Source organism: Thalassorhabdomicrobium marinisediminis (assembly GCF_003072065.1).
Lineage (GTDB): Bacteria > Pseudomonadota > Alphaproteobacteria > Rhodobacterales > Rhodobacteraceae > Octadecabacter > Octadecabacter marinisediminis.
The window spans coordinates 204,149-225,113 of sequence record NZ_QCYG01000002.1 but is presented as its reverse complement, the minus strand read 5'-3'; the positions used below and the strand labels follow the sequence as shown (position 1 = coordinate 225,113).

Below are 20,965 nucleotides of genomic sequence, written 5' to 3'. Positions count from 1 at the left end.
TGTAAGGGGCCGCCCTAAAGGTGTCAACGCTGCGCCCCATCGCAGCCAATCAAGGAACTGATTACATGCTGAAACGCACCAAATTTCTGGCCTCGGCCGCCGTCTTTGCCCTTGCAGCGGGGGCCGCCACTGCTGAAAGCCACGACGAGATGACCGCAGAAACGGTTGTCGCCTCGGTCAATGGGTCCGACATCACGTTGGGTCAACTGATCATGCTGCGCGCGCAGCTTCCGCCACAGTATCAGCAATTGCCCGACGAGGTCGTGTTCGACGGTCTGGTTGAGCAGCTGGTGAACCAGCAACTTCTGGCCGATACCCTGCAGGACGAACCCAAACGGGTCGAAATCGCGCTGACGAACGAGCGTCGCTCGCTCCGGGCGGGGGAAGTGGTCGCCACGCTGACCGAAACACCGGTGAGCGATGCCGATCTGCAGATGGCCTATGACGCGCGCTTCGACGGTATTGAGCCGGAAACTGAGTTCAACGCGGCGCACATCCTTGTCGAGACCGAGGAAGAAGCCACCGAGATCAAGGAATTGATCGACGGCGGCGCGGATTTCTCGGAAACCGCTGCGGAACGCTCCACTGGCCCATCCGGCCCCTCGGGCGGTGAGCTGGGCTGGTTCGGCCCCGGCATGATGGTCGCCCCCTTCGAGGAAGCGGTCAAGACGATGGAACCCGGTGAGATTGCCGGCCCGGTGGAAAGCCAGTTCGGCTGGCACGTGATCAAGCTGAACGAAACGCGTGAGTCCGAGCTGCCGACGCTGGAGTCCCTGCGCGATGAGCTGACCAACGAAATCCACCAGCTTGCGCTCAACGCCCGTCTGGAAGAGCTGGCGAACACGGCCGAGATCACGCTGCCCGAAGAGGGTGAGTTCGATGCGTCCGTAATCCAGAACATCGACCTTCTCGAGGACTGAAGATGACACGATCTCCGCTTGCGCCGGCGGCGTTTCCCGACCTGCCCGTCATCGAAGGGGTCCGGTTCGCCGCTGGTGCGGCGGGGATCAAATACGCGGACCGCACGGATGTGATGCTCGTCGAACTCGCGCAGGGCACGACCGTCGCCGGAGTGTTCACGAAGTCTTCGACCCGCTCGGCGGCCGTGCGCGATTGCCAGCGCAAGCTTGGCAACGATGCCCCGGAGGGGCGGGCCGCCATTCTGGTCAACTCGGGCAATTCCAACGCCTTTACCGGCGCGGCCGGCGACCAATCGGTCGCTGCGATCTGCGATGCCACAGCCGATGCGCTGTCCCTTGACCCCGGGCGTGTGTTCACCGCCTCGACCGGCGTGATCGGCGAGCGTCTGCCCCATGACCGGATCGTAGGCAAGCTGGCCGATCTGTCGCAAAACCTGACCGACGCCGGGCTTGAGGACGCGGCCCGCGCGATCATGACCACGGACACCTTCCCCAAGGGCGCTTGCGCCACGGTCGAAATCGATGGCACGCCGGTGAAGATCGCCGGGATCGCCAAAGGCTCAGGCATGATCGCGCCGGATATGGCGACGATGCTGGTCTATCTTTTCACCGACGCGAAGATGTCCCAACCCGCGTTGCAGGCGCTGTTGGCGACGCTGACGGATCAGACTTTCAACTGCATCACGGTGGACAGCGACACGTCGACCTCGGACAGCGTGATGATCGCCGCTACGGGCACCTCGGGGGTCGATGTCACTGATAGCGCAGGCTTCACGAAAGCGCTGCACGGCGTGATGCTCGACCTCGCCCATCAGGTGGTGCGCGACGGCGAAGGGGCCACGAAATTCGTCGAAGTGCGCGTAAGCGGTGCCGCAAGCGATGAAGAGGCCCGCACGGTCGGCCTGTCCATCGCCAATTCGCCGCTGGTCAAGACCGCCATCGCAGGCGAGGATCCCAACTGGGGGCGGATCGTCATGGCGGTCGGGAAATCCGGCGCGCAGGCGGACCGCGACCGGCTCACGATCCGGTTCGGCGATATCACCGTGGCCGAGAACGGCTGGGTCGCAGAGAGCTATTCGGAAGAGGCTGGTGCCGCCTACATGACGCAGCAAGAACTGCTGATTGCGGTGGACCTCGGGCTGGGGGGCGGCATGGCTTCGGTCTGGACCTGTGACCTCACCCACGGCTACATCACGATCAACGCGGACTACCGGTCGTGAAGACGGTCCTTGTTTCGGCGGTTGCGTTGATCGACGTGGACGGGCGGGTACTGCTTGCGCAACGTCCCGAAGGCAAGCCCATGGCCGGTTTGTGGGAGTTTCCCGGCGGCAAGGTCGAAGCGGGTGAGACGCCCGAAGCTGCGCTGATTCGTGAATTGCATGAAGAACTGGCCATCGACACCTGGCAATCCTGCCTTGCGCCCCTCACCTTCGCGAGCCATTCCTACGACAGCTTCCATCTGCTGATGCCGCTCTTCGCTTGTCGAAAATGGAACGGAACGCCAACCCCGCAGGAAGGCCAGACCCTCAAATGGGTGCGCGCGAACCAGTTGCGCGACTATCCGATGCCGCCTGCGGACGTGCCGTTAATCCCTATTTTGCGCGATTGGCTCTAAAGCATAGCCCTGCGAGCAGGTACAGTTGGCATTTAGGGCTGGCTCGGGCTTCGCCTACTACATTTTGCGTGACTTAACACCATCTGGCCTAATACATTCGGTGTTATGGACGAAAGTGAGGGTCACTTGATGCTTAGAACGATCTCCGTCGGTACCACCATTCTGATACAGGGGCTGTTTGTCCGGACGTTGGCGAACGGCAAAATTGTCGTCGCGGTCGGCACGCGGGAATATCAAGGCACGCCCGTTTCGCGGCCGAGCTGAACGGAAAAGGGGCGCTATCGAAGCGCCCCTTTCGTTAATCTTGCTGCGAGGTCGTCAGAGCGTGCGCTCAACCTCTTCGCGTTCGAAAATCTCAATGACATCGTCAGCGCGAATGTCTTCGTAGTTCTCGAAGGCCATGCCGCATTCCTGACCCGACTGCACCTCGGCCACTTCGTCCTTGAAGCGCTTCAGTGTCTTCAGCGTGCCTTCGTGGATCACCACATCGTCGCGCAGCAGGCGGACGCCGGCAGAACGACGGGCAACACCTTCGGTGACCAGACAACCGGCGATCTTGCCGACATTGGACACCTTGAAGACCTCGAGAATCTTGGCGTAGCCGATGAACTTCTCGCGCACTTCGGCGGACAACAGACCCGATGCCGCCGCTTTTACGTCATCCACGAGGTCGTAGATGATTGAATAATAGCGGATCTCGACGCCTTTCTGGTTCGCACTGGCGCGCGCTGACGCATTGGCGCGGACGTTAAACCCGATCACGGGCGCGCCCGAGGCTTCGGCAAGACCGATGTCGCTTTCGGTAATGGCACCGACGCCCGAGTGCAGCACGCGCACGCGCACTTCATCGTTGCCGATCTTCTCCATCGCCTGAACGATCGCTTCGGCCGAGCCCTGCACGTCCGCCTTCACGACGATCGGCAACTCGGAGACGCTTTCGCTGGCCTTGGCGTTTGCCATCAGCTGATCAAGCGTGACAGCAGCACCCGCCGCTGCGCGTTTCTCCTTGGCGGCATTGGCACGGTATTCTGCGATTTCACGGGCCTGCGCTTCGGTTTCCGTCACGTTGAGGACGTCACCCGCTTCGGGCGTGCCGTTCAGGCCAAGCACCTCGACCGGGACCGACGGACCGGCCTCTTTCACGCGTTCGCCCTTGCTGTTGATCAAAGCGCGGACTTTACCCCACTGTTCGCCGACAACGAAGATGTTGCCCTGCTTCAGTGTGCCGTTCTCGACCAGAACGGTCGCGACGGGGCCGCGGCCCACATCCAGCTGTGCTTCGATCACAGCACCCTGAGCGGCGCGGTCGGGATTGGCCTTGAGTTCGAGGATTTCCGCCTGCAACGCGATGGCTTCCAGAAGGTTGTCGAGACCCTGACCGGACACTGCGGACACTTCAACGTCCTGCACGTCACCGGACATCTTCTCGACGATGACTTCATGCTGCAACAGATCGGTGCGCACCTTGTCGGGGTTGGCCGCCGGCTTGTCGATCTTGTTGATCGCGACGATCATCGGAACGCCTGCGGCTTTCGCGTGATTGATCGCTTCCACGGTCTGCGGCATCACGGCGTCATCCGCCGCCACCACCAGAACCACGATGTCCGTCACCTGCGCCCCGCGAGACCGCATTGAGGTAAAGGCCGCGTGACCGGGCGTGTCGAGGAAGGTCAGGACTGCGCCGCCTTCGGTCGCCACCTGATAGGCCCCGATGTGCTGGGTGATCCCGCCGGCTTCGCCCTCGGTCACCTTGGCGCTGCGGATTGCGTCCAGCAGCGAGGTTTTCCCGTGGTCGACGTGCCCCATGATCGTAATGACCGGAGGGCGCGGCTTGAGGTCTTGGGGCTTGTCCTCTTCAACCTTGATGACATCTTCGACGTCGGCGTCCGAGACGCGCACGACGTTGTGGCCGAACTCATCAATGATGAGTTCCGCGGTATCGGCGTCGATCGTCTGGTTCTGCGTCGCCATGATGCCGTTGGTCATCAGCGCCTTGACCACGTCAGACACTTTTTCGGACATGCGGTTCGCCAGCTCCGAGACCATGATCGCTTCGGGCAGTTGCACGTCGCGGATCACCTTTTCGCGTTCCACCGTCTGGCCCATGGCCTTCTTGCGGGCGCGGTCCTGCTGGCGCTTCATCTGAGCCATGGACCGTTGCCGCCCGCCTTCGCCGCCGCGCAGCGCCTGGTTCAGCGTCAGCTTGCCGGATCGGCGGGTGTCGCCACCCTTGCCGCGGGTGTTGCGCTGGTCGCGGTCGTCTTTCTTGCGCGGGGTCGCAGCCGGAGCACCGCCGGCAGGCGGTGTGCGCCGCTGGGCCGGGGCGAGCTCGGGGTCCACCGCCGCAGGGGCAGCCGCAGCCTGAGCGGCCGCTTCGGCTTCGCGCTTCTTGCGCTCTTCCTCGTCCTGCTTGGCTTTGACGGCTTCTTCCCGCGCCTTCTCTTCACGCTCTTTCGCTTCGAGCTCCGCGCGACGACGCTCACGCTCTTCGGCGCGGGCCTTCTCTTCGGCGGCACGCTTGGCGGCGTCTTCCGCTTCGCGTGCTTTCGCAGCTTTCAGCGCCTTCATCCGGCGGGCCATCTCCGCATCGGAAATCCCGGCCGGACGCTTGGACGGATCCCCGCCCACAGGCGTCGACTTGCCCGAGGCCGCAGGTTTCGCCGCACCCGGTTTGGGCACGACAACGCGTTTGCGCTTCGTCTCAACGACCACGTTTTTCGTCCGCCCGTGGCTAAAGCTCTGCTTCACGCTTCCGGGTCGGGAAATGCCAAGTGGTTTCTTGCCGTCTGAATCGCTCATGTAGCTTCTTTATCCTCTCGGGCGGTGCCTTCACCGCCGCCTATCTCGCGCAAGCCTTTCAGCTTTGTCGCTTCCTCTACAACACGGTCACTGAGACCACCAGAGGCCAGCGCCCCATGTATCACAGTTTGCCGCCCGAATGCCAAACCCAATTCCTGGGCCGTGAGGCATCCAAAATAACGCGCCCCTTCGGGCGTCCACAGCTTGGTTTTGCCGCGCTCCGACCCGTCGGAGGCCTGCAGCAGGGCCCGCACACGTTCGCCGCCCCCAAGCCAACCCTTGACCTTTTCGAAGCCGGCCACGGCCAGCCCGGCCTTTCGAGCTAAGGCAATCAGATCGACGACGCGGCGCGCCATCTGGCGCTCAACCTCGTGTGCCAGACCCTCGGGCACCGTCACCGGGGCCTTCGCGGACTTGGAAAACTGGCCCCGCGTGGCCTTTTCCAGCACCGCGCGATCCGCCGTGACCCACATGCCGCGCCCGGGCAGCTTTTCCAGCACGTCCGGGACGACGCTGTTGTCGGGGCCGACGACGAACCGGATCAGCCCCGCTTTCGGTGCGACCTCACCGGTGACGATGCACCGGCGTTCTGAGACATCACGGTCTTTGGTACGGCCACCCCGTCCCATGCTGCGAACCCGGAGGCCTGCGATCAGGCCTCCTGCTCCTCTTCGACGTCTGCATCGTCGTCTTCATCGGACGACAAGAGTTCATCGGGGTCGACCCAACCCAGCATGACGCGCGCTGTCATGATCATGTCCTGCGCCTCCTCAAGGGTTATGTCGAACGGCTCGAGCGAGCCATCATCTTTGGACCGTTCCCCGTCAACGACCGTCCAGCCGCCTGCGAGTTCCCAATCCGCACAAGTTGCGAAATCTTCCAGCGTCTTCACGCCATCCTTCGCCAGTGCCTCAATCATTTGGGGTGTCAGACCCTCGAATGCAAGAAGGCTGTCCTCAACACCCAGTTCGCGGGCGTTCTCAAGGGCCTTGGCGTTCTGCGCGTCGATCACATCACGGGCACGGGCCTGAAGCTCACCCGCGGTGGCTTCGTCCACACCGTCGATGACCAGAAGCTCATCCACTTCGACGTAGGCGACTTCTTCCAGCGTGGTGAAGCCTTCGGACACCAGAAGCTGGGCGAAGAATTCGTCGAGATCTAGCGTTTCCATGAACAGCTTTGTGCGCACTTCGAACTCGGCCTGACGGCGCTTGGATTCCTCTTCCTCGGTCAGGATGTCGATATCAAGGCCGGTCAGTTGCGACGCCAAACGCACGTTCTGACCGCGGCGACCGATGGCAAGCGACAGCTGCTCTTCGGGCACGACCACCTCGATGCGCTCCGCATCCTCGTCAAAGACAACCTTGGAGACTTCCGCAGGCTGCAGGGCGTTCACAAGGAACGTCGGCATGTCCTCGTTCCAGGGGATGATGTCGATCTTCTCGCCCTGAAGCTCGTTCACGACGGCCTGCACGCGGCTGCCGCGCATACCGACACAGGCGCCGACGGGGTCAATGGAGTTGTCGTAAGAGATAACAGCGATTTTCGCGCGCGATCCGGGGTCGCGGGCCACGGCCTTGATCTCGATGATGCCTTCGTAAATCTCGGGCACTTCCATCTTGAACAGCTCGGCCATGAACTGCGGGTCCGTGCGGCTGAGGAAAATCTGCGGGCCGCGCTGTTCGCGGCGCACGTCCTTGATGTAGCAGCGGATGCGGTCGTTGGGGCGATAGCTTTCGCGGCCGATCTTTTCGTTGCGACGCAGGATCGCTTCGCCGGTGCCCACGTCGACGATGACGTTGCCGTATTCCTCGCGCTTGACCTGCGCGTTGATGATGGTGCCGGCGCGGTCCTTGAAATCTTCGTATTGCTTGTCGCGCTCGGCCTCGCGGACCTTTTGCAGGATCACTTGCTTGGCCGACTGGGCTGCGATGCGGCCCATCTCGACGGGGGGCACGATCTCTTCGAAGGTATCGCCCACTTGCGGCTTGCCGGCGAACTCGGTCACCTCTTCGCCGTCACGCATCCAGACCGAACCCGGTTTCGGCTGCTCGAAGTAGTCCTCGGCCTGATCGGCGGTGAATTCGGCCTGATAGTTCTCGAGCTCTTCCTCTTCCACCACGGTGCGCACGCGGGTGAAGGTCGCGCGGCCGGTCTTGCGGTCGATGTGGACGCGGATGTCCATCTCGGAGCCGTAGCGCGACTTTGCCGCCCGGGCGAGACTTTCTTCCATCGCTTCGATGACCAGACCGGGGTCGATCATCTTCTCGCGGGCGACAGCCTCGGCGGTTTGCAACAGTTCAAGCTGGTTGGCAGAGGTAATCGCCATCAGTTCTTCTCCTCATTTGAGCCGTCCAACACGGTCTCAACTACGTCAAATTGTTTCTCGTCGATCTCGCCCGCATCCTTGCGGTCGCGCAGAACGTCGCGGATCAGCTCATCGGTGAGGACAAGTTTCGCGTCGGTCAGCCAGTCGAACTGCAAGCCGATGGTCACGGGCGCGCCCTTTTCCTCGATCTCGATCAGCACTTCGCTGCCTTCGGTGCCCTGCAAGATCCCCTTGAACCGGCGGCGGCCGTCGATCAGCTCTTCGGTTTCGAGTTTGGCTTCATAGCCGTCCCACTGGTCAAAATCCTTCAACCGCGTCAGGGGCCGGTCGATCCCGGGGGACGACACCTCAAGCGTGTAGTTGTCGACGATGGGGTCTTCCACATCCAGAAGCGCCGACAGGGCTGTGCTCAGCTCGCCGCATTCGTCGATCTCGATCGTGCCGTCGGGCTTCTGCGCCATGATCTGCAGGATGGATTCCTTGCCGGTCATCAGGCGGACGCGCACGACTTCGAAACCCATATCCTCAACGGTGGGGGTGATGATCTCGGCGATGCGGCGATCCATGGCCGCGCGGGCAATCAGGTCAGACATAGCAACTTTCTTCTCGCTCTGAAGCGGGCACAAAAAAACGGGCGCGCGGCCCGTTGAAATTTCCGGTGGGCTTCGGTTGTGGAGGCCGAAGCGCCGCTGTTGAGCACGATATACGGATGAATGGGTGAGTCTGCAAGGGTTGGTTTGCCCAGGCGCTGCCGGTCTTGGCATGCCCTTGCCGATTGGCGGCACAGAATGGCCGTAATTGCAGGCTGCCCCTGCTTCGCATTCAAGTGACTGCAAAACAGGATCGGAGGACATTATGACATTTGCAATCGGAGCAGTCGCATTCCTATGCGGCGTGGCAGCGATGTATATCGTGGTCAAGCGCACCCTAGAAAAACGCGCAACGGATGCGGAGTAAGACGCTCGTATGAAACCAAAAAGCCCCGTCGTGATGACGGGGCTTTCGGTTTTCTGAACGGTAGGGCGGCTTACGCCACCGACCAGCGTTCGGCCATACGGGCGTTGTCCATCTGCCAGCCGTTGCCGATGGTGTCGGGCGTCTGGATCCGGTTGTTGACCGCCTGCACGAAGTTCGAGAACATCGGCAGAAGAATGCCGCCATCGTCGCGCAGGATCTGCTGCATCTCGTAATATTGCTCACGCCGCTTGTCGGTGTCCAACTCGGTGCGGGCCGAGACCAGAAGCTCCTGGAAGCGGGCCGAATCCTCGCTGCCCCACTGGCTGTCGTTCCACGGCACACCTTCTTCGTAGGCGATCGAGAACATCCAGTCTTCGGTCGGACGGCCGGACCAATAGGCCGCACTGAGCGGCTTGCTAAGCCAGACGTTGGACCAATACCCGTCCGCCGGTTCCTGAATGACGTTGAGCTTGATGCCCGCCGCCGAGGCCGACGCCTGGAAGAGTTGGGCTGCATCGACTGCGCCTTCGAAGGCGGCGTCCGACGCGCTCAGGTCCAGCTCGATGCTGTCGTAACCGGCTTCCTTGAGGTAGAACTTCGCCTTGTCCGGATCGTATTCGAGCTGCTCCATCTCGGCGTTGAAATACTGGTTTGCAGGCCCGATGGGGGAATCGTTGCCGACGCGACCGTGACCCAGCAGGATTTTGTCGACCATCTCCTGCCGGTTCAGACCGTATTTCAGCGCCCGACGCAGGTTCACGTCATTGTAGGGCGGCACGTCGGTCAGGATCGGGAAGGTGTAGTGCTCGTTGCCGGTCACTTCCTGAATGCGGACGTTCGGATTGGCCTTCAACAGGTTCTCGGTCTTGAAGTCGACGCGGTTGATGGCGTCAACCTGCCCGGTCAGCAGCGCGTTCATCCGCGCCGTGTTGTCGTTGATCGCGATATACTCGATCTCGTCAAAGAACCCGGCGCTGTCGCCCTTGTAGTGATCGGCATAGCGGGTCGCGGTCATGCGCACGCCCGGATCGAACGAGGTGACCTGATACAGGCCCGTGCCGATGCCTTGGGAAATCGCCTCCTCAATCTGGCCGGCGGGGAACATCAGGATGTGATAATCCGCCATGAGATAGGGCAGATCCGCGTTCCCGGCGGCAAGGACAAGCTCGACCTGATGCTCACCCAGCTTGTTCATCTCGACGATATTCTCGACAATCGGCTTGGCGGCCGACTTGGACTCTTCGCCCAGGTGCATCTGCAGCGACGCAATCACGTCATCGGCGCCGAAGGATTTGCCGTTGTGGAAGGTCACGCCCTTGCGCAGGTTGAACGTCCAGGTCTTGGCGTCCGGCGTGGCTTCCCAGCTTTCGGCCAGCTCGCCCTTGAGGCTGCCATCGGCGGCAATCTCGGTCAGGCTGTCGAACACCGCGCCCTGCGCGGAGGAGATCATGAAGATATCGGAGTGTGTCCGGCTGTCCCAACTGTCGGATGTGTTCGCGCCCGACAGGCCCGCGGTGAATTTGCCGCCGCGCGTTTGCGCCCGAAGCGGCAAACCTGTCGCCGCAAGCACACCTGCGGCCATCCCGGTTTGCAGCAACCCTCGTCTGCTGATTCCATACATAGTGTCATCTCCCTAGGTTTGGTTGTTTTTATCGTATTCCGGACGGCGCGCTACATCTTGTCAACGGCCGCGTCGCCAAGGTTGTCCACGCCCCGCTCGGCCAGCAGGTCCGTCAGCCAATCGGGGTCCATTTCCGGCACCGAGCTGAGCAGCAGGTCGGTGTAGGGGTGGTGGGGCGGCGTGAACATGTCCGTTTTCGGCCCATGCTCTACCACGCGCCCGTCCTTCATGACCACGACTTCATCCGCAATTGATTTCACGGTGGCGAGATCGTGCGTGATGAACATATAGGACAGCCCCAGCTTGTCCTGCAAATCCGCAAGCAGCCGCAGGATGCCTTCGGCCACCAGTTGATCAAGGGCCGACGTCACCTCGTCACAGATAATGAACTTCGGATCAGCGGCGAGCGCCCTTGCGATCCCGACGCGTTGTTTCTGGCCGCCGGAGAGCTCGGACGGGTAGCGGTGGTAATATTGCGCGGGCTCCAACTCGATCTGGTCGAGAAGTTCATGCACCCGTTCGCGTCGTTTCGCGCCACGCAGGCCGCCGTAGAACCGCACGGGCCGCCCGATAATCTCGCCGATCGTCTTGCGCGGGTTCAGCGCGGTGTCCGCCATCTGGTAGATCATCTGCGCCTGCCGCAGCTGGTCCTTCGTGCGCTTACGGTAGTCGGCGGGCAGAACCTCTCCGTCGAACAGGATCTCGCCCTGTCGCGGGGGCAGCAAGCCGGTGATGCAGCGCGCGGTCGTGGACTTGCCCGAACCGGATTCCCCCACCACCGCGACCGTGCGGCCCGCGTGGATGTCGAAGCTCACGTTGTGCAGGACATCGGTTGACCCATAGGCGGCGGTGACGTTGCGCACGGAGACGACCGGCACCGCATCCGCCGGCGCAGGCGGTTTCTCGGGGCGTTGGAATTCGCGCACGGCCCACAGCGATTTGGTGTAATCCTCTTTCGGGTGCGACAGCATCTCGCGGGTCTCGGCTTCCTCCACCTCATCCCCGCGCAGCAGCACCTTGATGCGATCGGCCATCTGCGCCACCACGGCCAGATCGTGGGTGATGTAGATCGCGGCGGTGTCGAATTCGTCGACGATGTTGCGGATCGAGGCGAGCACCTCGATCTGCGTTGTTACGTCCAACGCGGTCGTGGGTTCGTCGAAGATGATCAGATCGGGGCGGCAGGACATGGCCATCGCCGTCATGGCCCGCTGCAACTGACCGCCGGACACCTGATGCGGATAGCGAAAACCGATCTCGTCAGGGTTTGGCAGCCGCAGCTTGCGATACAGTTCGATCCCGTCCTCAACGCTGGTGCTGCGTTTGGCCACACCGTGCTGCACCGGAGCTTCGGTATGCTGGTCGATGATCTTGTGCGCGGGGTTGAAGGACGCCGCAGCCGATTGCGCGACATAGGCGATGCGCTTGCCCAGCAGGTCCCGTTTGACGCGGGCGGAGGCGGTGACAAGGTCGATGCCGTCGAATTCAACCGATCCGCCGGAAATGCGCACGCCGTCGCGGGTATAGCCCATGGCGGCCAGCCCGATGGTCGATTTCCCGGCGCCGGACTCCCCGATCAGGCCCAGCACCTCACCGCGTTTGAGGTCCAGATCGACACCGTTGATGATCGGCGTCCAGGTCTCGTCCGAGCGGCCTTCGATCCTCAGATCCCGGATTTTGAGAAGATCGCTCATTCCTTCAACCCCGATGATTTGTGCAGCATCCAGTCGACCACGAAGTTCACCGCCACTGTGAGCAAGGCAATCGCACCGGCCGCCAACAGCGGCGTGATCGCGGCGGTCGGCGCGAAGGCTGCGAAGTTGATGAAGGGCGCAAGGTCGCGCACCATCGTGCCCCAATCCGCCAGCGGAGGCTGGATGCCCACACCAAGGAACGATAGCGACGAGATGGTCAGGAACACGAAGCAGAACCGCAAACCGAATTCGGCCAGCAAGGGCGCCATGGCGTTGGGCAGGATTTCCTTGAACACCAGATAACCCAACCCCTCACCGCGCAGCTTCGCGGCTTCGATATAATCCATCACCACGATATTAAGCCCCACCGCGCGGGCCAGACGGAACACCCGTGTGCTGTCGATCAGCGCGATGATCAGAACCATGAAGACGGTCAAAGGCACCCCGAGGCGCGCGGCCCAGACACTGGCGATGGTCATCAACAACAGCGCGAAGATCAGCGACGGGATCGCCATCAGCACGTCGACGCCCCGCGACAACAGCTCATCCAGCCAACCCTGAATGGTCGCGGCGAGAAACCCCAGCGACCCGCCGATGACAAAGGCCAGACAGGTGGTGATGAAGGCGATGCCCACCGTGTTCTGCGCGCCGTAGATCAGACGGCTGAGAATGTCGCGCCCGATTTGGTCGGTCCCCAGCGGAAAGGCGGGATCGCCGCCCAGCGCCGGATCACCGCCCGCCATGATGTTCGCCGTCCCGAACACCTCGGCCTGGCCGTGCGGGGCGATGGCGCCCGCGAAGATGGCGACAAAGGCGTAGATGAGGATGACAAGGATACCAAAACTGGCCGTCAGTGGCATGGTGCGGAAGAGCTTCTTGCTGCCCGCGGTGCCGATGCTGCGCCCCAGAAGCCGGAAAAGAAACGCGGCAATCGCGGCGATCAGAAAGCCGTGGATCGCCCAGCGAAAGAACATCACGCCCGCATTCGGCACGCCAACGTCGGTCACCGTCGGTTGAAGATAATACCAGACGGCGAAGATCAGCAGCGCCGCCGCCAGAACATAGCCGAACGCGGCCCCGTACGGCATATCGCGGAACTTCGGCGCATTGCCGGTCACGGTTTGCCCGACCCTTCGAAACACGAAGGCCGCACCGAACAGCAAAACAAGAATGATCGCCAACCACGACAGGGCGTTGAACTCAAAAAGACCGCTCATTTCGGGTGCCTCAGTCGGGGGTTGGAGATGATCGAGAGGATGTCGGCCGTGAGGTTGAGCAGGATATAGGCCGCGGCGAAGATCAGGCAGCAGGCCTGCACCACTGGGATGTCGCGGATCTTGACCGAGTCGACGAAAAGCTGACCGATGCCGGGATAGACGAAGACCACTTCAACCACGACGACCCCGGTGATGAGATAGGCGAGGTTGAGGGCAATTACGTTGATGATCGGCGCCAGCGCGTTGGGCAGCGCGTGTTTCACGATTACTCGCATCGGCGACAGCCCCTTGAGGCGCGCCATCTCGATATAGGGAGAGGCCAGCAGATTGATGATCGCCGCCCGCGTCATCCGCATCATGTGCGCCGTCACCACAAGCGTCAACGTCAGCGCCGGCAACATGGATTTCTGCAACCGCTCGGAAAAGGCCATGCCTTCATAGATGTTCGACAAGCTCGGGAAGACGGGGTTGAGGACCGCAAGGAACAGGATCAGCACATAGGCCATGAAGAATTCAGGGCTGGAGATCGAGCTGAGCGTGAACAGGTTCGCGGCCTTGTCGAAGGCGGTGTTGCGGTAAAGCGCGGCCAGAACACCCAGAAACACCGCCACAGGCACCGCGATACAGGCGGTCACGGCCGCCAGAAACAGGGTGTTGGACAGGCGCGGCGCGATCTGTTCGGCCACCGTCACAGACCCCGCGCCGCCCATGGCCTTGGCGAAGTTCAATTGTGCGAAACTCGTCCCCAGATCCAGCGTCAGCATGCCGCGCAGCCAGTCGAGATAGCGGGCCACCAGCGGCTGATCAAGCCCGAGGTCGCGGCGGATCTGCGCCACGGATTCCGGGGTCGCCCCTTGACCCAGAATAGCCTCGGCAAAGTCACCGGGCAGCAGGTTCACTGCAACAAAGATAACAATCGAGACGATGAACAAAGTGATGAGGCCAAGCCCCAAACGTTGAAGAATAATCTTCAGGATAGATGACAAGTTAAACGTCTCCCGGGTGATTTCGCTTAGGGTAACGAATGCGTCGCATCTGGCAAGCAGTTAGTTTTGGGCGGATTTTTGCGCTGCGATACCGTCCATCGTGCGGACAAGTTCCGCCGTGATGCCCGGCTCGGACAGGGCATGGCCCGCCTTGGCGACGAAGGAAATTCGCGCCGCCGGCCAGCTCTGTGCCAGCGTATAGGCGGACAGGGGCGGGCAAATCATATCGAAGCGCCCCTGCACGATAACGCCGGGAATATGGCCGATTCGATCCATGTTCGACAGGATCTGCTGATCCTCGTCCAGAAAACAGCCGTTGCTGAAATAGTGGTTCTCGAGCCGGGCAAAGGCGCGGGCATAGTCCGACGGGCCGGACCCGCCGATGCCGTTCGTCTCGATCGAGGCAAGGCCGTTTTCCCAAGCCGTCCAGGCGCGGGCATAGCGCGCTTCCTCTGCCAGATCGCCCGAGAACAGGCGGCGATGATAGGCGGCGATCATGTCGTGCCGTTCGTCCACGGGGATCAGGTCTTCGAACTGTTTCCAGTTTTCCGGCCAGAACACGCCCGCCCCGCCCTGATAGAACCAGTCCAGCTCACGTTTGGTGCTCAGGAACACGCCGCGCAGGATCAGATAGGCGACGTGATCGGGGTGCGCCTGCGCATAGATCAGCGCCAGCGTCGCCCCCCAACTTCCGCCGAACACCAGCCAGCGGTCCAGCCCCAACGTCTCGCGGATACGCTCGATATCCGCCACCAGATGCCATGTCGTGTTGTCCTCGACCCGGGCATGGGGGCGCGAACGGCCGCAGCCGCGTTGATCGAACAGGATGATGCGATAGCGCGCGGGGTCGAAATACCGCCGCATCATCGGGCTGCACCCGCCGCCCGGGCCGCCATGGAACACGACGACGGGCAAGCCATCGGGGTTGCCGCTTTGCTCGACATAAAGGATATGACCGTCGCCCACGTCCAGCATACGCTGGTCAAAGGGTTCGATCGGGGGGTAGAGATACGTGCCCGCGCTTTTTTGTCCTGAGACCTTGTCCATGATCGTCCTATATAGCGCAGGGCAAAGGATGCCCAGAACCCCCGTAGGAGAGATTATGCCCACGACCGCCAGCACCGTCGACCCCGCAGAAATCGCCAAGTTCGAGGCGATGGCCGCGGAATGGTGGGACCTTGAGGGAGAATTCAAACCGTTGCACATGCTGAACCCCACGCGGCTGGACTATATCACCGGCCAAATCGCAGCGGAGTTTGACAGGGACTTGTCCGCCGACGCGCCCTTTGCCGATTTGCGCATCCTCGACATCGGGTGCGGCGGGGGCCTGCTGTGTGAACCCATGGCCCGTCTGGGTGCCGATGTCGTGGGTGCGGATGCGGCGGCGGGGAATATTCCGGTGGCACAGATTCACGCCGAGCAATCCGGCCTGCAAATCGATTATCGCCACACCACGGCGGAAGCCATGGCTGCAGATGGCGAGCAGTTCGACGTGGTGCTGAACATGGAGGTGGTGGAGCATGTCGCCGATCCTTTGTCCTACCTCACCGCGTGCCGCACGCTTCTGAGGCCCGGCGGCCTGCACATCTGCTCCACCATCAACCGCAACCCGAAGAGCTTCGCCATGGCGATTGTCGGGGCGGAATATGTGATGCGCTGGCTTCCCAAGGGCACCCATGAATGGGACAAGTTCATCACCCCGGACGAGCTTTTCGCACTGCTGGAACGCGCGGGCCTGACCCCGGTGGACCGCAAGGGCTTCAAGTTCGATTTTCTGGGATGGAGCTGGTCGATCTCGGACAATGATCTGTCGGTGAACTACGTCACAACGTCCGTGAAGCCGTCCTAGTATCCGTCGCGGACCACGCCGTAGATCGTTTCCGCATGGTCAAACCCCATGCGTCGATAGAGCCGCCCTGCGTCACTGTCCGCCTCGGCCACGATGACGACCGTGGCATCGGGCGCACGTTGCAGGGCCCAGAGGGCGGCATGACGCAACAGCGCGCTGCAAATGCCCCGTCTGCGATGGCTCGCCCGGGTTTCGACCGCTTGATAGCGCGCAATTCCGGCGTCGTGGAACATGCCCATCTGCGCGACAATCCGGTCACCGTCAAGGGCGCCAAACCACGCGCCCAGCCCTTTGGCGATCTGGTCGCGCCGCCCGGCGTTCCGCCGCGCAAGATAGGGGGCGTGGCTCACCGGATCGCGCCCCTCTTCCTGCCCGATCTCGGCCTGTAACGCCTCGGCTTTGCGCCAGTCCTCCTCGCTCACGACCGGGCGCAGGGTGATGCCCTTTGGCACTGGCGCGTCGCGCAGGGGGCCTTGCAGGGTCATCGTGTCGAAGCCTTCCAGCGGCGCACCCAAAGCGTCGCGCCCGCGCAGCGAGGTCGGATCAAGGCCGGGAATATCCCAGACGATCGCCCGATGGGACGCCTGCGGAAAATGCCGTTCGAACAGGGCGATTGCCTCGGCCCCGTTGCGGTCGGTATCGGACAGGATGATCTGGTTGCCCATCCAGAAGTCCGGCTCGCTCGGGGTGGCTTGCACAAGATAGCCGTCCTGCTGCGTCAGGTGGGAAATCCCCGACAAGGTCAACAGCTCACTGCGCATGGCAAGGCTGCGCAGCATCAGTCCGCCTCGCCCAGATTGATCCGCATCTCGCGCAGCACCGGCAGGATGGTGCGCACCCGGTCCGCACCGGCCTTGTCCACCGCCGTCGCGATGATCGGAGAGATCGCGGCCATGGCGGCGTCGCGGGCGGATTTCCCGGTGGGGCTGATGGTCACGAGCTTGCGCCGCGCGTCATCCCAATCAGGGCGCACATGGATATAGCCCGAAATCTCCAGCTTCCGGAGCGTGTTCGTCATCGCCCCACGCGTCAGATGAAAGGTCTGCGCGAGCTGCGCAGGCGTCTTCTCTTCCGCAGTGCGCGCAAGGTGATTGAGCACGGAAAAATGCGAAAGCTCCATGCCGCGCGGCAGCGCTTTGGCCACCAGATTGCGGGCCAGTTGATCTACGGTCAGGATTTCACTGAACAGGGCGACCGCAAGGCTGTCAGTTTGTTTGGCGTTCACGTCGGGCTGTCTAATTCTCTGTCGGGTCCGCGCAGGGGTGCGTCGGCGCGACAGTGCCACGTTCGGGCGGTCAAGATCAACGCGCGTTCCGCCCCACGGGCCGCCCTAGCCGTTCAACAGGGCGTCCAGCTTGCCGTCACGCTCAAGCGCCTGCAATTCGGCATTGCCACCGATGTGCTTTCCGTCGATGAAAATCTGCGGCACCGTGCGCCCGCCGTTGGCCCGCTGGGTCATTTCCGCGCGGCGGGACGGATCCGCCATGACGTCGACGTCGGAGTAGCTGACGCCTTTGGAGTCGAGCAACCGCTTGGTTGCCTGACAGAAGCCGCAGATCGGTGTGGTGTAAAGTTCGACGGTGGCCATGGATATCTCCTGTGCTGTTTCCCCTTATCTAGGTCTCCTTCCCCACCCGGGCCAGTGCGAGCACGCAGACATCCGCCGCACCGGCGGCAAAACACGCCTCGGTCGCGGCGGCAAAGGTCGCGCCGGAGGTCATGACATCGTCCACCAGAAGCACCCTGCGCCCCGCAAGGTCCGCGCCGTGACGGGGGTGCGGGACGATGGCACCGCTGAGCGTCGCGAACCGTTGCTCAAGGCTGTGCCCGTCCAGCGGCAGGGTCGGTCTGGGGCGGATCAAGGCATTCGGGCTGCAATCCCGCGCCGCTGCCTGCGCCGTCGCCTGCGCCAGGAGCGCCGCCTGATTGTAGCGCCGTTTGAGCAGACGCATCCGGTGCAGGGGGATCGGTACGAACAGCGTATCTTCCGCGATCACGGCGCGCGCGGCCCGCGCGAGCCACGGCCCCGCCGAGCGGGCCAGCTCGGTCCGGTCCGCATGTTTCAGCCCCAGCATGAACCGGCGTCCCAGATCGCCGTAGCGCATGACCGCGCGACCTTTGGACCATGGCCGCGCGATCTTCATACAATCGTCGCAGATCACCCCTTCGTCCGGTGCGCCCACCCCGGGCAGGGGCGCGCCACAGGTGTCGCAACACAGGCCTTCGATAAACGGCGTCTCGGCCCAGCAAGCGCCGCACAGGGCGAAATCCACATCTGTTCGGGCATCGCACAGGACGCATTGCGGCGGATAGAGCAGCTTGATGAGGCTTTGCATTGCTGTCGTGTTCTCCTACATGGCAGGCATGACAACGCCGCCCCGCCTGACCGACCGAACCGCCCTGACCCGCAACCGCGCCCGCGCCGACGCCATGTTTCTGCAGGCTGCCGCCGCTGATGATGTTCAGGAAAGACTGGAAGAGGTTAACAGAACCTTTACGGCCCCCGCCGTGGTCACCGGATTCCCCGAAGTCTGGCGCGAATGGATGCCCAGCGCGACCGTCGTGGAGGACGCCGAAACGCTCGCGCTGGAACCGGGGGCCCATGATCTGGTGATCCACGCCCTGTCCCTGCATTGGTCCGACGATCCGATCGGGCAGCTTGTTCAGTGCCGCCATGCGCTCAGGCCCGACGGGATGTTCGTCGCCACGCTCTTCGCCGGACAGACGTTGCATGAATTGCGCGCGGTTCTGGCCGAGGCGGAAGTCGCGCAGACCGGCGGCCTGTCGCCGCGCATCCTGCCCATGGGTGAGGTGCGCGATCTGGGCGGCCTGTTGCAACGGGCGGGCTTTGCGCTGCCGGTGGCGGACATCACGCCGCTCACGGTGTCATACGACAGCCCGATCCACCTGCTGCGGGATCTGCGCGCGATGGGCGAAGGCAACGCCATGGCGCAGCGCCAAAAGAGCCTGACGCGCCGGACGATCTTCGCCCAGATGATGGCCCGCTATACCGAATCCTTTGCGCTGGAAGACGGCCGCGTGCCCGCCACGTTCGAGATTGCGACCCTGACCGGCTGGGCTCCGGCGGACAGCCAGCCAAAGCCCCTGCGCCCGGGATCTGCGACACATCGTCTTGCGGACGCGCTGGGCACGAAAGAGACGCCTTTGGACAGGTCCAAAGATTGACCCACCTCGTAGAACCTATATTCGAGAGTGTCACCAACCCCGTGAAGGCTGAACAGATGCAAGTTCCAAAGGATCACCCCGCCATCAAACCCGCCAAGGTCGGCGTTCTGCTCGCGAACCTCGGGACGCCCGACGCGACGGACTATTGGTCCATGCGCCGCTATCTCAGCGAGTTTCTCAGCGACAAGCGGGTGGTCGATTATGCCGCGTGGAAGTGGCAGCCGCTCTTGCAGCTCGTGATCCTGTCAAAGCGCCCCTTCACCAGCGGGGCGGCCTATCGCAGCATCTGGAACACCGAGGCCGACGAAAGCCCCCTGCTGACGATCACCAAGCAACAGACCGCCGCCATGCGCGACCGGTTGAAAGCGCTCTATGGTGAGGATGTGGTCGTCGATTTCTGCATGCGCTACGGCAACCCGTCCACCCAATCGAAAGTGCGCGAGATGGTTGAGGCAGGGTGCCAGAAAATCCTCTTCTTCCCGCTTTATCCGCAATATTCAGGGGCAACTTCGGCCACTGCGAACGACCAGTTCTTTCGAGCGCTGATGAAGGAAAAATGGCAACCGATTGCCCGCGTGGTTGAACCCTATTTCGAGGACGCGGCCTATATCGAAGCGCTCGCCCAATCGATTGAAGCCGCCTATGACAAGGTTGAAAAGCGGCCCGATGTGCTTGTCTGTTCCTACCACGGGCTGCCGCAGCGGTATTTGATGGAAGGCGATCCCTATCATTGCCAATGCCAGAAAACGACGCGCCTGCTGAAGGAACGGCTGGGCTGGGACGACAGCGAGATCGTCACGACCTTCCAAAGCCAGTTCGGCAGCGAGGTCTGGTTGCAGCCTTACACGGTAGAAGAGGTCGCCCGGCTTGCCAAAGCGGGCAAGACCAACATTGCGGTCTGCGCGCCCGCCTTTTCGGCCGATTGCATCGAGACGCTGGAAGAGATCAACGAAGAGATCAAGGAAAGCTTCGAAGAGGCGGGCGGCAAGGACTTTACCTATATTCCCTGCCTGAACGACGATCCGGCGCATATGGATGCGTTGGCAGCCATCGTGCAACGCAACCTGCGCGGCTGGCTGGACTGACCGCACCGCACCATGCAAAAAGGCCACCCCGAGGGGGCGGCCTTTCGCAACTGTCGATCACCGAACGCGGTGCTTAGTCGTTCATCGCCGCAGCGACGAGGGCGATCAGGATCAGCGGGATGATCAGACCAGCAGACGACGAGGAGCCCGCGGTTTCTTCCATCACCACGACGGGTGCCATTTCGACGACAGGCTCAACCATGCCGCCGGCGAAAGCTGTGGATGCGGTGCCGGCGAATGCGGCAGCAAGTGCGAATTTCTTCATCTCATGTCTCCAGGTTCTGTCCCACAGCAGCGTGGGTTTCATCGTTTTTATGGTCAGTGCCCCAAGGCACCTTAAGGAAATTAGAACCATGGAACCGAAAGAAAAGCAAATTCTTGCCGATGGGGCGGGTTTTCTGTTTCGTGACTTGCCAGCCAAACGCAAAAGGCCGCCCCGAAGGACGGCCTTTCGATACAGTCTGCAGATGCAGGCTTAGTCGTTCATTGCTGCCGCAACGAGAGCGATCAGGATCAGCGGGATGATCAGACCGGCAGAGGAAGAGGAACCAGCGGTTTCTTCCATCACGACGACAGGTGCCATCTCGACAACGGGCTCAGCCATGTTGCCAGCGAAAGCGGTCGAAGCAGCGCCGGCGAAAGCAGCGGCAAGTGCGAATTTTTTCATTTTAGTTCTCCAAGTTTTTGCCCATGGCACTTAAGTGAGG

21 protein-coding genes are annotated in these 20,965 nt (G+C 62.3%); 6 read left to right on the top strand and 15 right to left on the bottom strand.

Annotation, left to right across the window (positions count from 1 at the left end):
* Positions 1–65: 65 nt before the first annotated feature.
* Genes DC363_RS03465 through DC363_RS03455 form a run of 3 tightly spaced genes read left to right on the top strand, consistent with a single transcriptional unit; the run spans position 66 to position 2,535 of the window.
* Positions 66–920, top strand: a complete 855-nt coding sequence (locus tag DC363_RS03465) for a peptidylprolyl isomerase (protein ID WP_108639741.1) — start codon at positions 66–68, stop codon at positions 918–920.
* A gap of 2 nt (positions 921–922) precedes the next feature.
* The gene (argJ, locus tag DC363_RS03460) at positions 923–2,140 is read left to right on the top strand and encodes a bifunctional glutamate N-acetyltransferase/amino-acid acetyltransferase ArgJ (RefSeq protein ID WP_108639740.1); all 1,218 of its coding nucleotides are present in this window, start codon (positions 923–925) and stop codon (positions 2,138–2,140) included.
* Positions 2,137–2,535 carry a (deoxy)nucleoside triphosphate pyrophosphohydrolase gene (locus DC363_RS03455; RefSeq protein WP_108639739.1) on the top strand — a complete coding sequence of 133 codons (399 nt, stop codon included), beginning with the start codon at positions 2,137–2,139 and terminating at the stop codon, positions 2,533–2,535. Before argJ ends, DC363_RS03455 begins: the two co-directional genes overlap by 4 nt.
* A gap of 318 nt (positions 2,536–2,853) precedes the next feature.
* On the opposite strand, the gene infB is transcribed toward DC363_RS03455, so the two are convergent.
* The 9 genes from infB to pip all read right to left on the bottom strand — a co-directional run bounded on the left by infB (position 2,854) and on the right by pip (position 15,185).
* Entirely contained in the window at positions 2,854–5,334 is a 2,481-nt protein-coding gene (infB, locus tag DC363_RS03450; protein WP_108639738.1) for a translation initiation factor IF-2, read from the bottom strand.
* A complete protein-coding gene (locus DC363_RS03445) occupies positions 5,331–5,963 on the bottom strand; it encodes an RNA-binding protein (protein WP_108639737.1) in 633 nt (210 codons plus the stop codon). The genes infB and DC363_RS03445 overlap by 4 nt, the downstream gene beginning before the upstream one ends.
* A 23-nt stretch (positions 5,964–5,986) precedes the next feature.
* Positions 5,987–7,663, bottom strand: a complete 1,677-nt coding sequence (gene nusA / locus DC363_RS03440) for a transcription termination factor NusA (protein ID WP_108639736.1) — start codon at positions 7,661–7,663, stop codon at positions 5,987–5,989.
* Positions 7,663–8,256, bottom strand: a complete 594-nt coding sequence (gene rimP / locus DC363_RS03435; protein WP_108639735.1) for a ribosome maturation factor RimP — start codon at positions 8,254–8,256, stop codon at positions 7,663–7,665. Before rimP ends, nusA begins: the two co-directional genes overlap by 1 nt.
* 434 nt (positions 8,257–8,690) lie before the next feature.
* Positions 8,691–10,241, bottom strand: coding sequence for an ABC transporter substrate-binding protein (locus DC363_RS03430; RefSeq protein WP_108639734.1), 1,551 nt, complete (start codon positions 10,239–10,241; stop codon positions 8,691–8,693).
* Between the two features lie 50 nt (positions 10,242–10,291).
* The gene (locus DC363_RS03425) at positions 10,292–11,935 is read right to left on the bottom strand and encodes an ABC transporter ATP-binding protein (RefSeq protein WP_108639733.1); all 1,644 of its coding nucleotides are present in this window, start codon (positions 11,933–11,935) and stop codon (positions 10,292–10,294) included.
* Positions 11,932–13,152 carry an ABC transporter permease gene (locus DC363_RS03420; RefSeq protein ID WP_108639732.1) on the bottom strand — a complete coding sequence of 407 codons (1,221 nt, stop codon included), beginning with the start codon at positions 13,150–13,152 and terminating at the stop codon, positions 11,932–11,934. Before DC363_RS03420 ends, DC363_RS03425 begins: the two co-directional genes overlap by 4 nt.
* The gene (locus DC363_RS03415; RefSeq protein ID WP_108639731.1) at positions 13,149–14,138 is read right to left on the bottom strand and encodes an ABC transporter permease; all 990 of its coding nucleotides are present in this window, start codon (positions 14,136–14,138) and stop codon (positions 13,149–13,151) included. Before DC363_RS03415 ends, DC363_RS03420 begins: the two co-directional genes overlap by 4 nt.
* A gap of 60 nt (positions 14,139–14,198) precedes the next feature.
* A complete protein-coding gene (pip, locus tag DC363_RS03410; protein WP_108639730.1) occupies positions 14,199–15,185 on the bottom strand; it encodes a prolyl aminopeptidase in 987 nt (328 codons plus the stop codon).
* A 55-nt stretch (positions 15,186–15,240) separates the two neighbouring features.
* Here pip and ubiG point away from each other — a divergent pair, with 55 nt between their 5' ends.
* A complete protein-coding gene (gene ubiG, locus DC363_RS03405; protein WP_108639729.1) occupies positions 15,241–15,987 on the top strand; it encodes a bifunctional 2-polyprenyl-6-hydroxyphenol methylase/3-demethylubiquinol 3-O-methyltransferase UbiG in 747 nt (248 codons plus the stop codon).
* Here the strand turns inward: ubiG and DC363_RS03400 are convergent.
* The 4 genes from DC363_RS03400 to DC363_RS03385 all read right to left on the bottom strand — a co-directional run bounded on the left by DC363_RS03400 (position 15,984) and on the right by DC363_RS03385 (position 18,323).
* On the bottom strand, positions 15,984–16,766 hold the full coding sequence (locus tag DC363_RS03400) for a GNAT family N-acetyltransferase (RefSeq protein ID WP_108639728.1): 783 nt from the start codon (positions 16,764–16,766) through the stop codon (positions 15,984–15,986). The two genes, ubiG and DC363_RS03400, sit on opposite strands and share 4 nt — an antisense overlap.
* Positions 16,766–17,212, bottom strand: coding sequence for a MarR family winged helix-turn-helix transcriptional regulator (locus tag DC363_RS03395; protein ID WP_108639727.1), 447 nt, complete (start codon positions 17,210–17,212; stop codon positions 16,766–16,768). The genes DC363_RS03400 and DC363_RS03395 overlap by 1 nt, the downstream gene beginning before the upstream one ends.
* Before the next feature lie 105 nt (positions 17,213–17,317).
* Positions 17,318–17,575: a glutaredoxin 3 gene (gene grxC, locus DC363_RS03390; RefSeq protein WP_108639726.1), complete on the bottom strand. Its 258-nt coding sequence runs from the start codon at positions 17,573–17,575 to the stop codon at positions 17,318–17,320.
* A gap of 28 nt (positions 17,576–17,603) precedes the next feature.
* Positions 17,604–18,323 carry a double zinc ribbon domain-containing protein gene (locus tag DC363_RS03385; protein ID WP_108639725.1) on the bottom strand — a complete coding sequence of 240 codons (720 nt, stop codon included), beginning with the start codon at positions 18,321–18,323 and terminating at the stop codon, positions 17,604–17,606.
* 19 nt (positions 18,324–18,342) lie between these two features.
* Between DC363_RS03385 and DC363_RS03380 the strand changes: the two genes are divergently transcribed.
* Positions 18,343–19,173 (top strand): methyltransferase domain-containing protein, encoded by an 831-nt coding sequence (locus tag DC363_RS03380; protein WP_108639945.1) that lies wholly within the window; start codon positions 18,343–18,345, stop codon positions 19,171–19,173.
* A 56-nt stretch (positions 19,174–19,229) separates the two neighbouring features.
* Positions 19,230–20,258, top strand: coding sequence for a ferrochelatase (gene hemH, locus DC363_RS03375; RefSeq protein WP_108639724.1), 1,029 nt, complete (start codon positions 19,230–19,232; stop codon positions 20,256–20,258).
* 73 nt (positions 20,259–20,331) lie between these two features.
* Here the strand turns inward: hemH and DC363_RS03370 are convergent, their stop codons facing one another.
* Both DC363_RS03370 and DC363_RS03365 read right to left on the bottom strand, forming a co-directional pair.
* Positions 20,332–20,523, bottom strand: a complete 192-nt coding sequence (locus DC363_RS03370; protein ID WP_108639723.1) for a hypothetical protein — start codon at positions 20,521–20,523, stop codon at positions 20,332–20,334.
* 210 nt (positions 20,524–20,733) lie between these two features.
* A complete protein-coding gene (locus tag DC363_RS03365; RefSeq protein WP_108639722.1) occupies positions 20,734–20,925 on the bottom strand; it encodes a hypothetical protein in 192 nt (63 codons plus the stop codon).
* Between the last annotated feature and the right edge of the window lie 40 nt (positions 20,926–20,965).

What these genes read in the sequence shown, in the direction of transcription:
- DC363_RS03465 (WP_108639741.1), top strand. Translation starts at nt 66, where the DNA reads ATGCTGAAACGCACCAAATTTCTGGCCTCGGCCGCCGTCTTTGCCCTT.
- argJ (WP_108639740.1), top strand. Translation starts at nt 923, where the DNA reads ATGACACGATCTCCGCTTGCGCCGGCGGCGTTTCCCGACCTGCCCGTC.
- infB (WP_108639738.1), bottom strand. Translation starts at nt 5,334, where the DNA reads ATGAGCGATTCAGACGGCAAGAAACCACTTGGCATTTCCCGACCCGGA.
- DC363_RS03445 (WP_108639737.1), bottom strand. Translation starts at nt 5,963, where the DNA reads ATGGGACGGGGTGGCCGTACCAAAGACCGTGATGTCTCAGAACGCCGG.
- nusA (WP_108639736.1), bottom strand. Translation starts at nt 7,663, where the DNA reads ATGGCGATTACCTCTGCCAACCAGCTTGAACTGTTGCAAACCGCCGAG.
- rimP (WP_108639735.1), bottom strand. Translation starts at nt 8,256, where the DNA reads ATGTCTGACCTGATTGCCCGCGCGGCCATGGATCGCCGCATCGCCGAG.
- DC363_RS03430 (WP_108639734.1), bottom strand. Translation starts at nt 10,241, where the DNA reads ATGTATGGAATCAGCAGACGAGGGTTGCTGCAAACCGGGATGGCCGCA.
- DC363_RS03425 (WP_108639733.1), bottom strand. Translation starts at nt 11,935, where the DNA reads ATGAGCGATCTTCTCAAAATCCGGGATCTGAGGATCGAAGGCCGCTCG.
- DC363_RS03420 (WP_108639732.1), bottom strand. Translation starts at nt 13,152, where the DNA reads ATGAGCGGTCTTTTTGAGTTCAACGCCCTGTCGTGGTTGGCGATCATT.
- pip (WP_108639730.1), bottom strand. Translation starts at nt 15,185, where the DNA reads ATGGACAAGGTCTCAGGACAAAAAAGCGCGGGCACGTATCTCTACCCC.
- ubiG (WP_108639729.1), top strand. Translation starts at nt 15,241, where the DNA reads ATGCCCACGACCGCCAGCACCGTCGACCCCGCAGAAATCGCCAAGTTC.
- DC363_RS03400 (WP_108639728.1), bottom strand. Translation starts at nt 16,766, where the DNA reads ATGCTGCGCAGCCTTGCCATGCGCAGTGAGCTGTTGACCTTGTCGGGG.
- grxC (WP_108639726.1), bottom strand. Translation starts at nt 17,575, where the DNA reads ATGGCCACCGTCGAACTTTACACCACACCGATCTGCGGCTTCTGTCAG.
- DC363_RS03385 (WP_108639725.1), bottom strand. Translation starts at nt 18,323, where the DNA reads ATGCAAAGCCTCATCAAGCTGCTCTATCCGCCGCAATGCGTCCTGTGC.
- DC363_RS03380 (WP_108639945.1), top strand. Translation starts at nt 18,343, where the DNA reads ATGGCAGGCATGACAACGCCGCCCCGCCTGACCGACCGAACCGCCCTG.
- hemH (WP_108639724.1), top strand. Translation starts at nt 19,230, where the DNA reads ATGCAAGTTCCAAAGGATCACCCCGCCATCAAACCCGCCAAGGTCGGC.
- DC363_RS03370 (WP_108639723.1), bottom strand. Translation starts at nt 20,523, where the DNA reads ATGAAGAAATTCGCACTTGCTGCCGCATTCGCCGGCACCGCATCCACA.
- DC363_RS03365 (WP_108639722.1), bottom strand. Translation starts at nt 20,925, where the DNA reads ATGAAAAAATTCGCACTTGCCGCTGCTTTCGCCGGCGCTGCTTCGACC.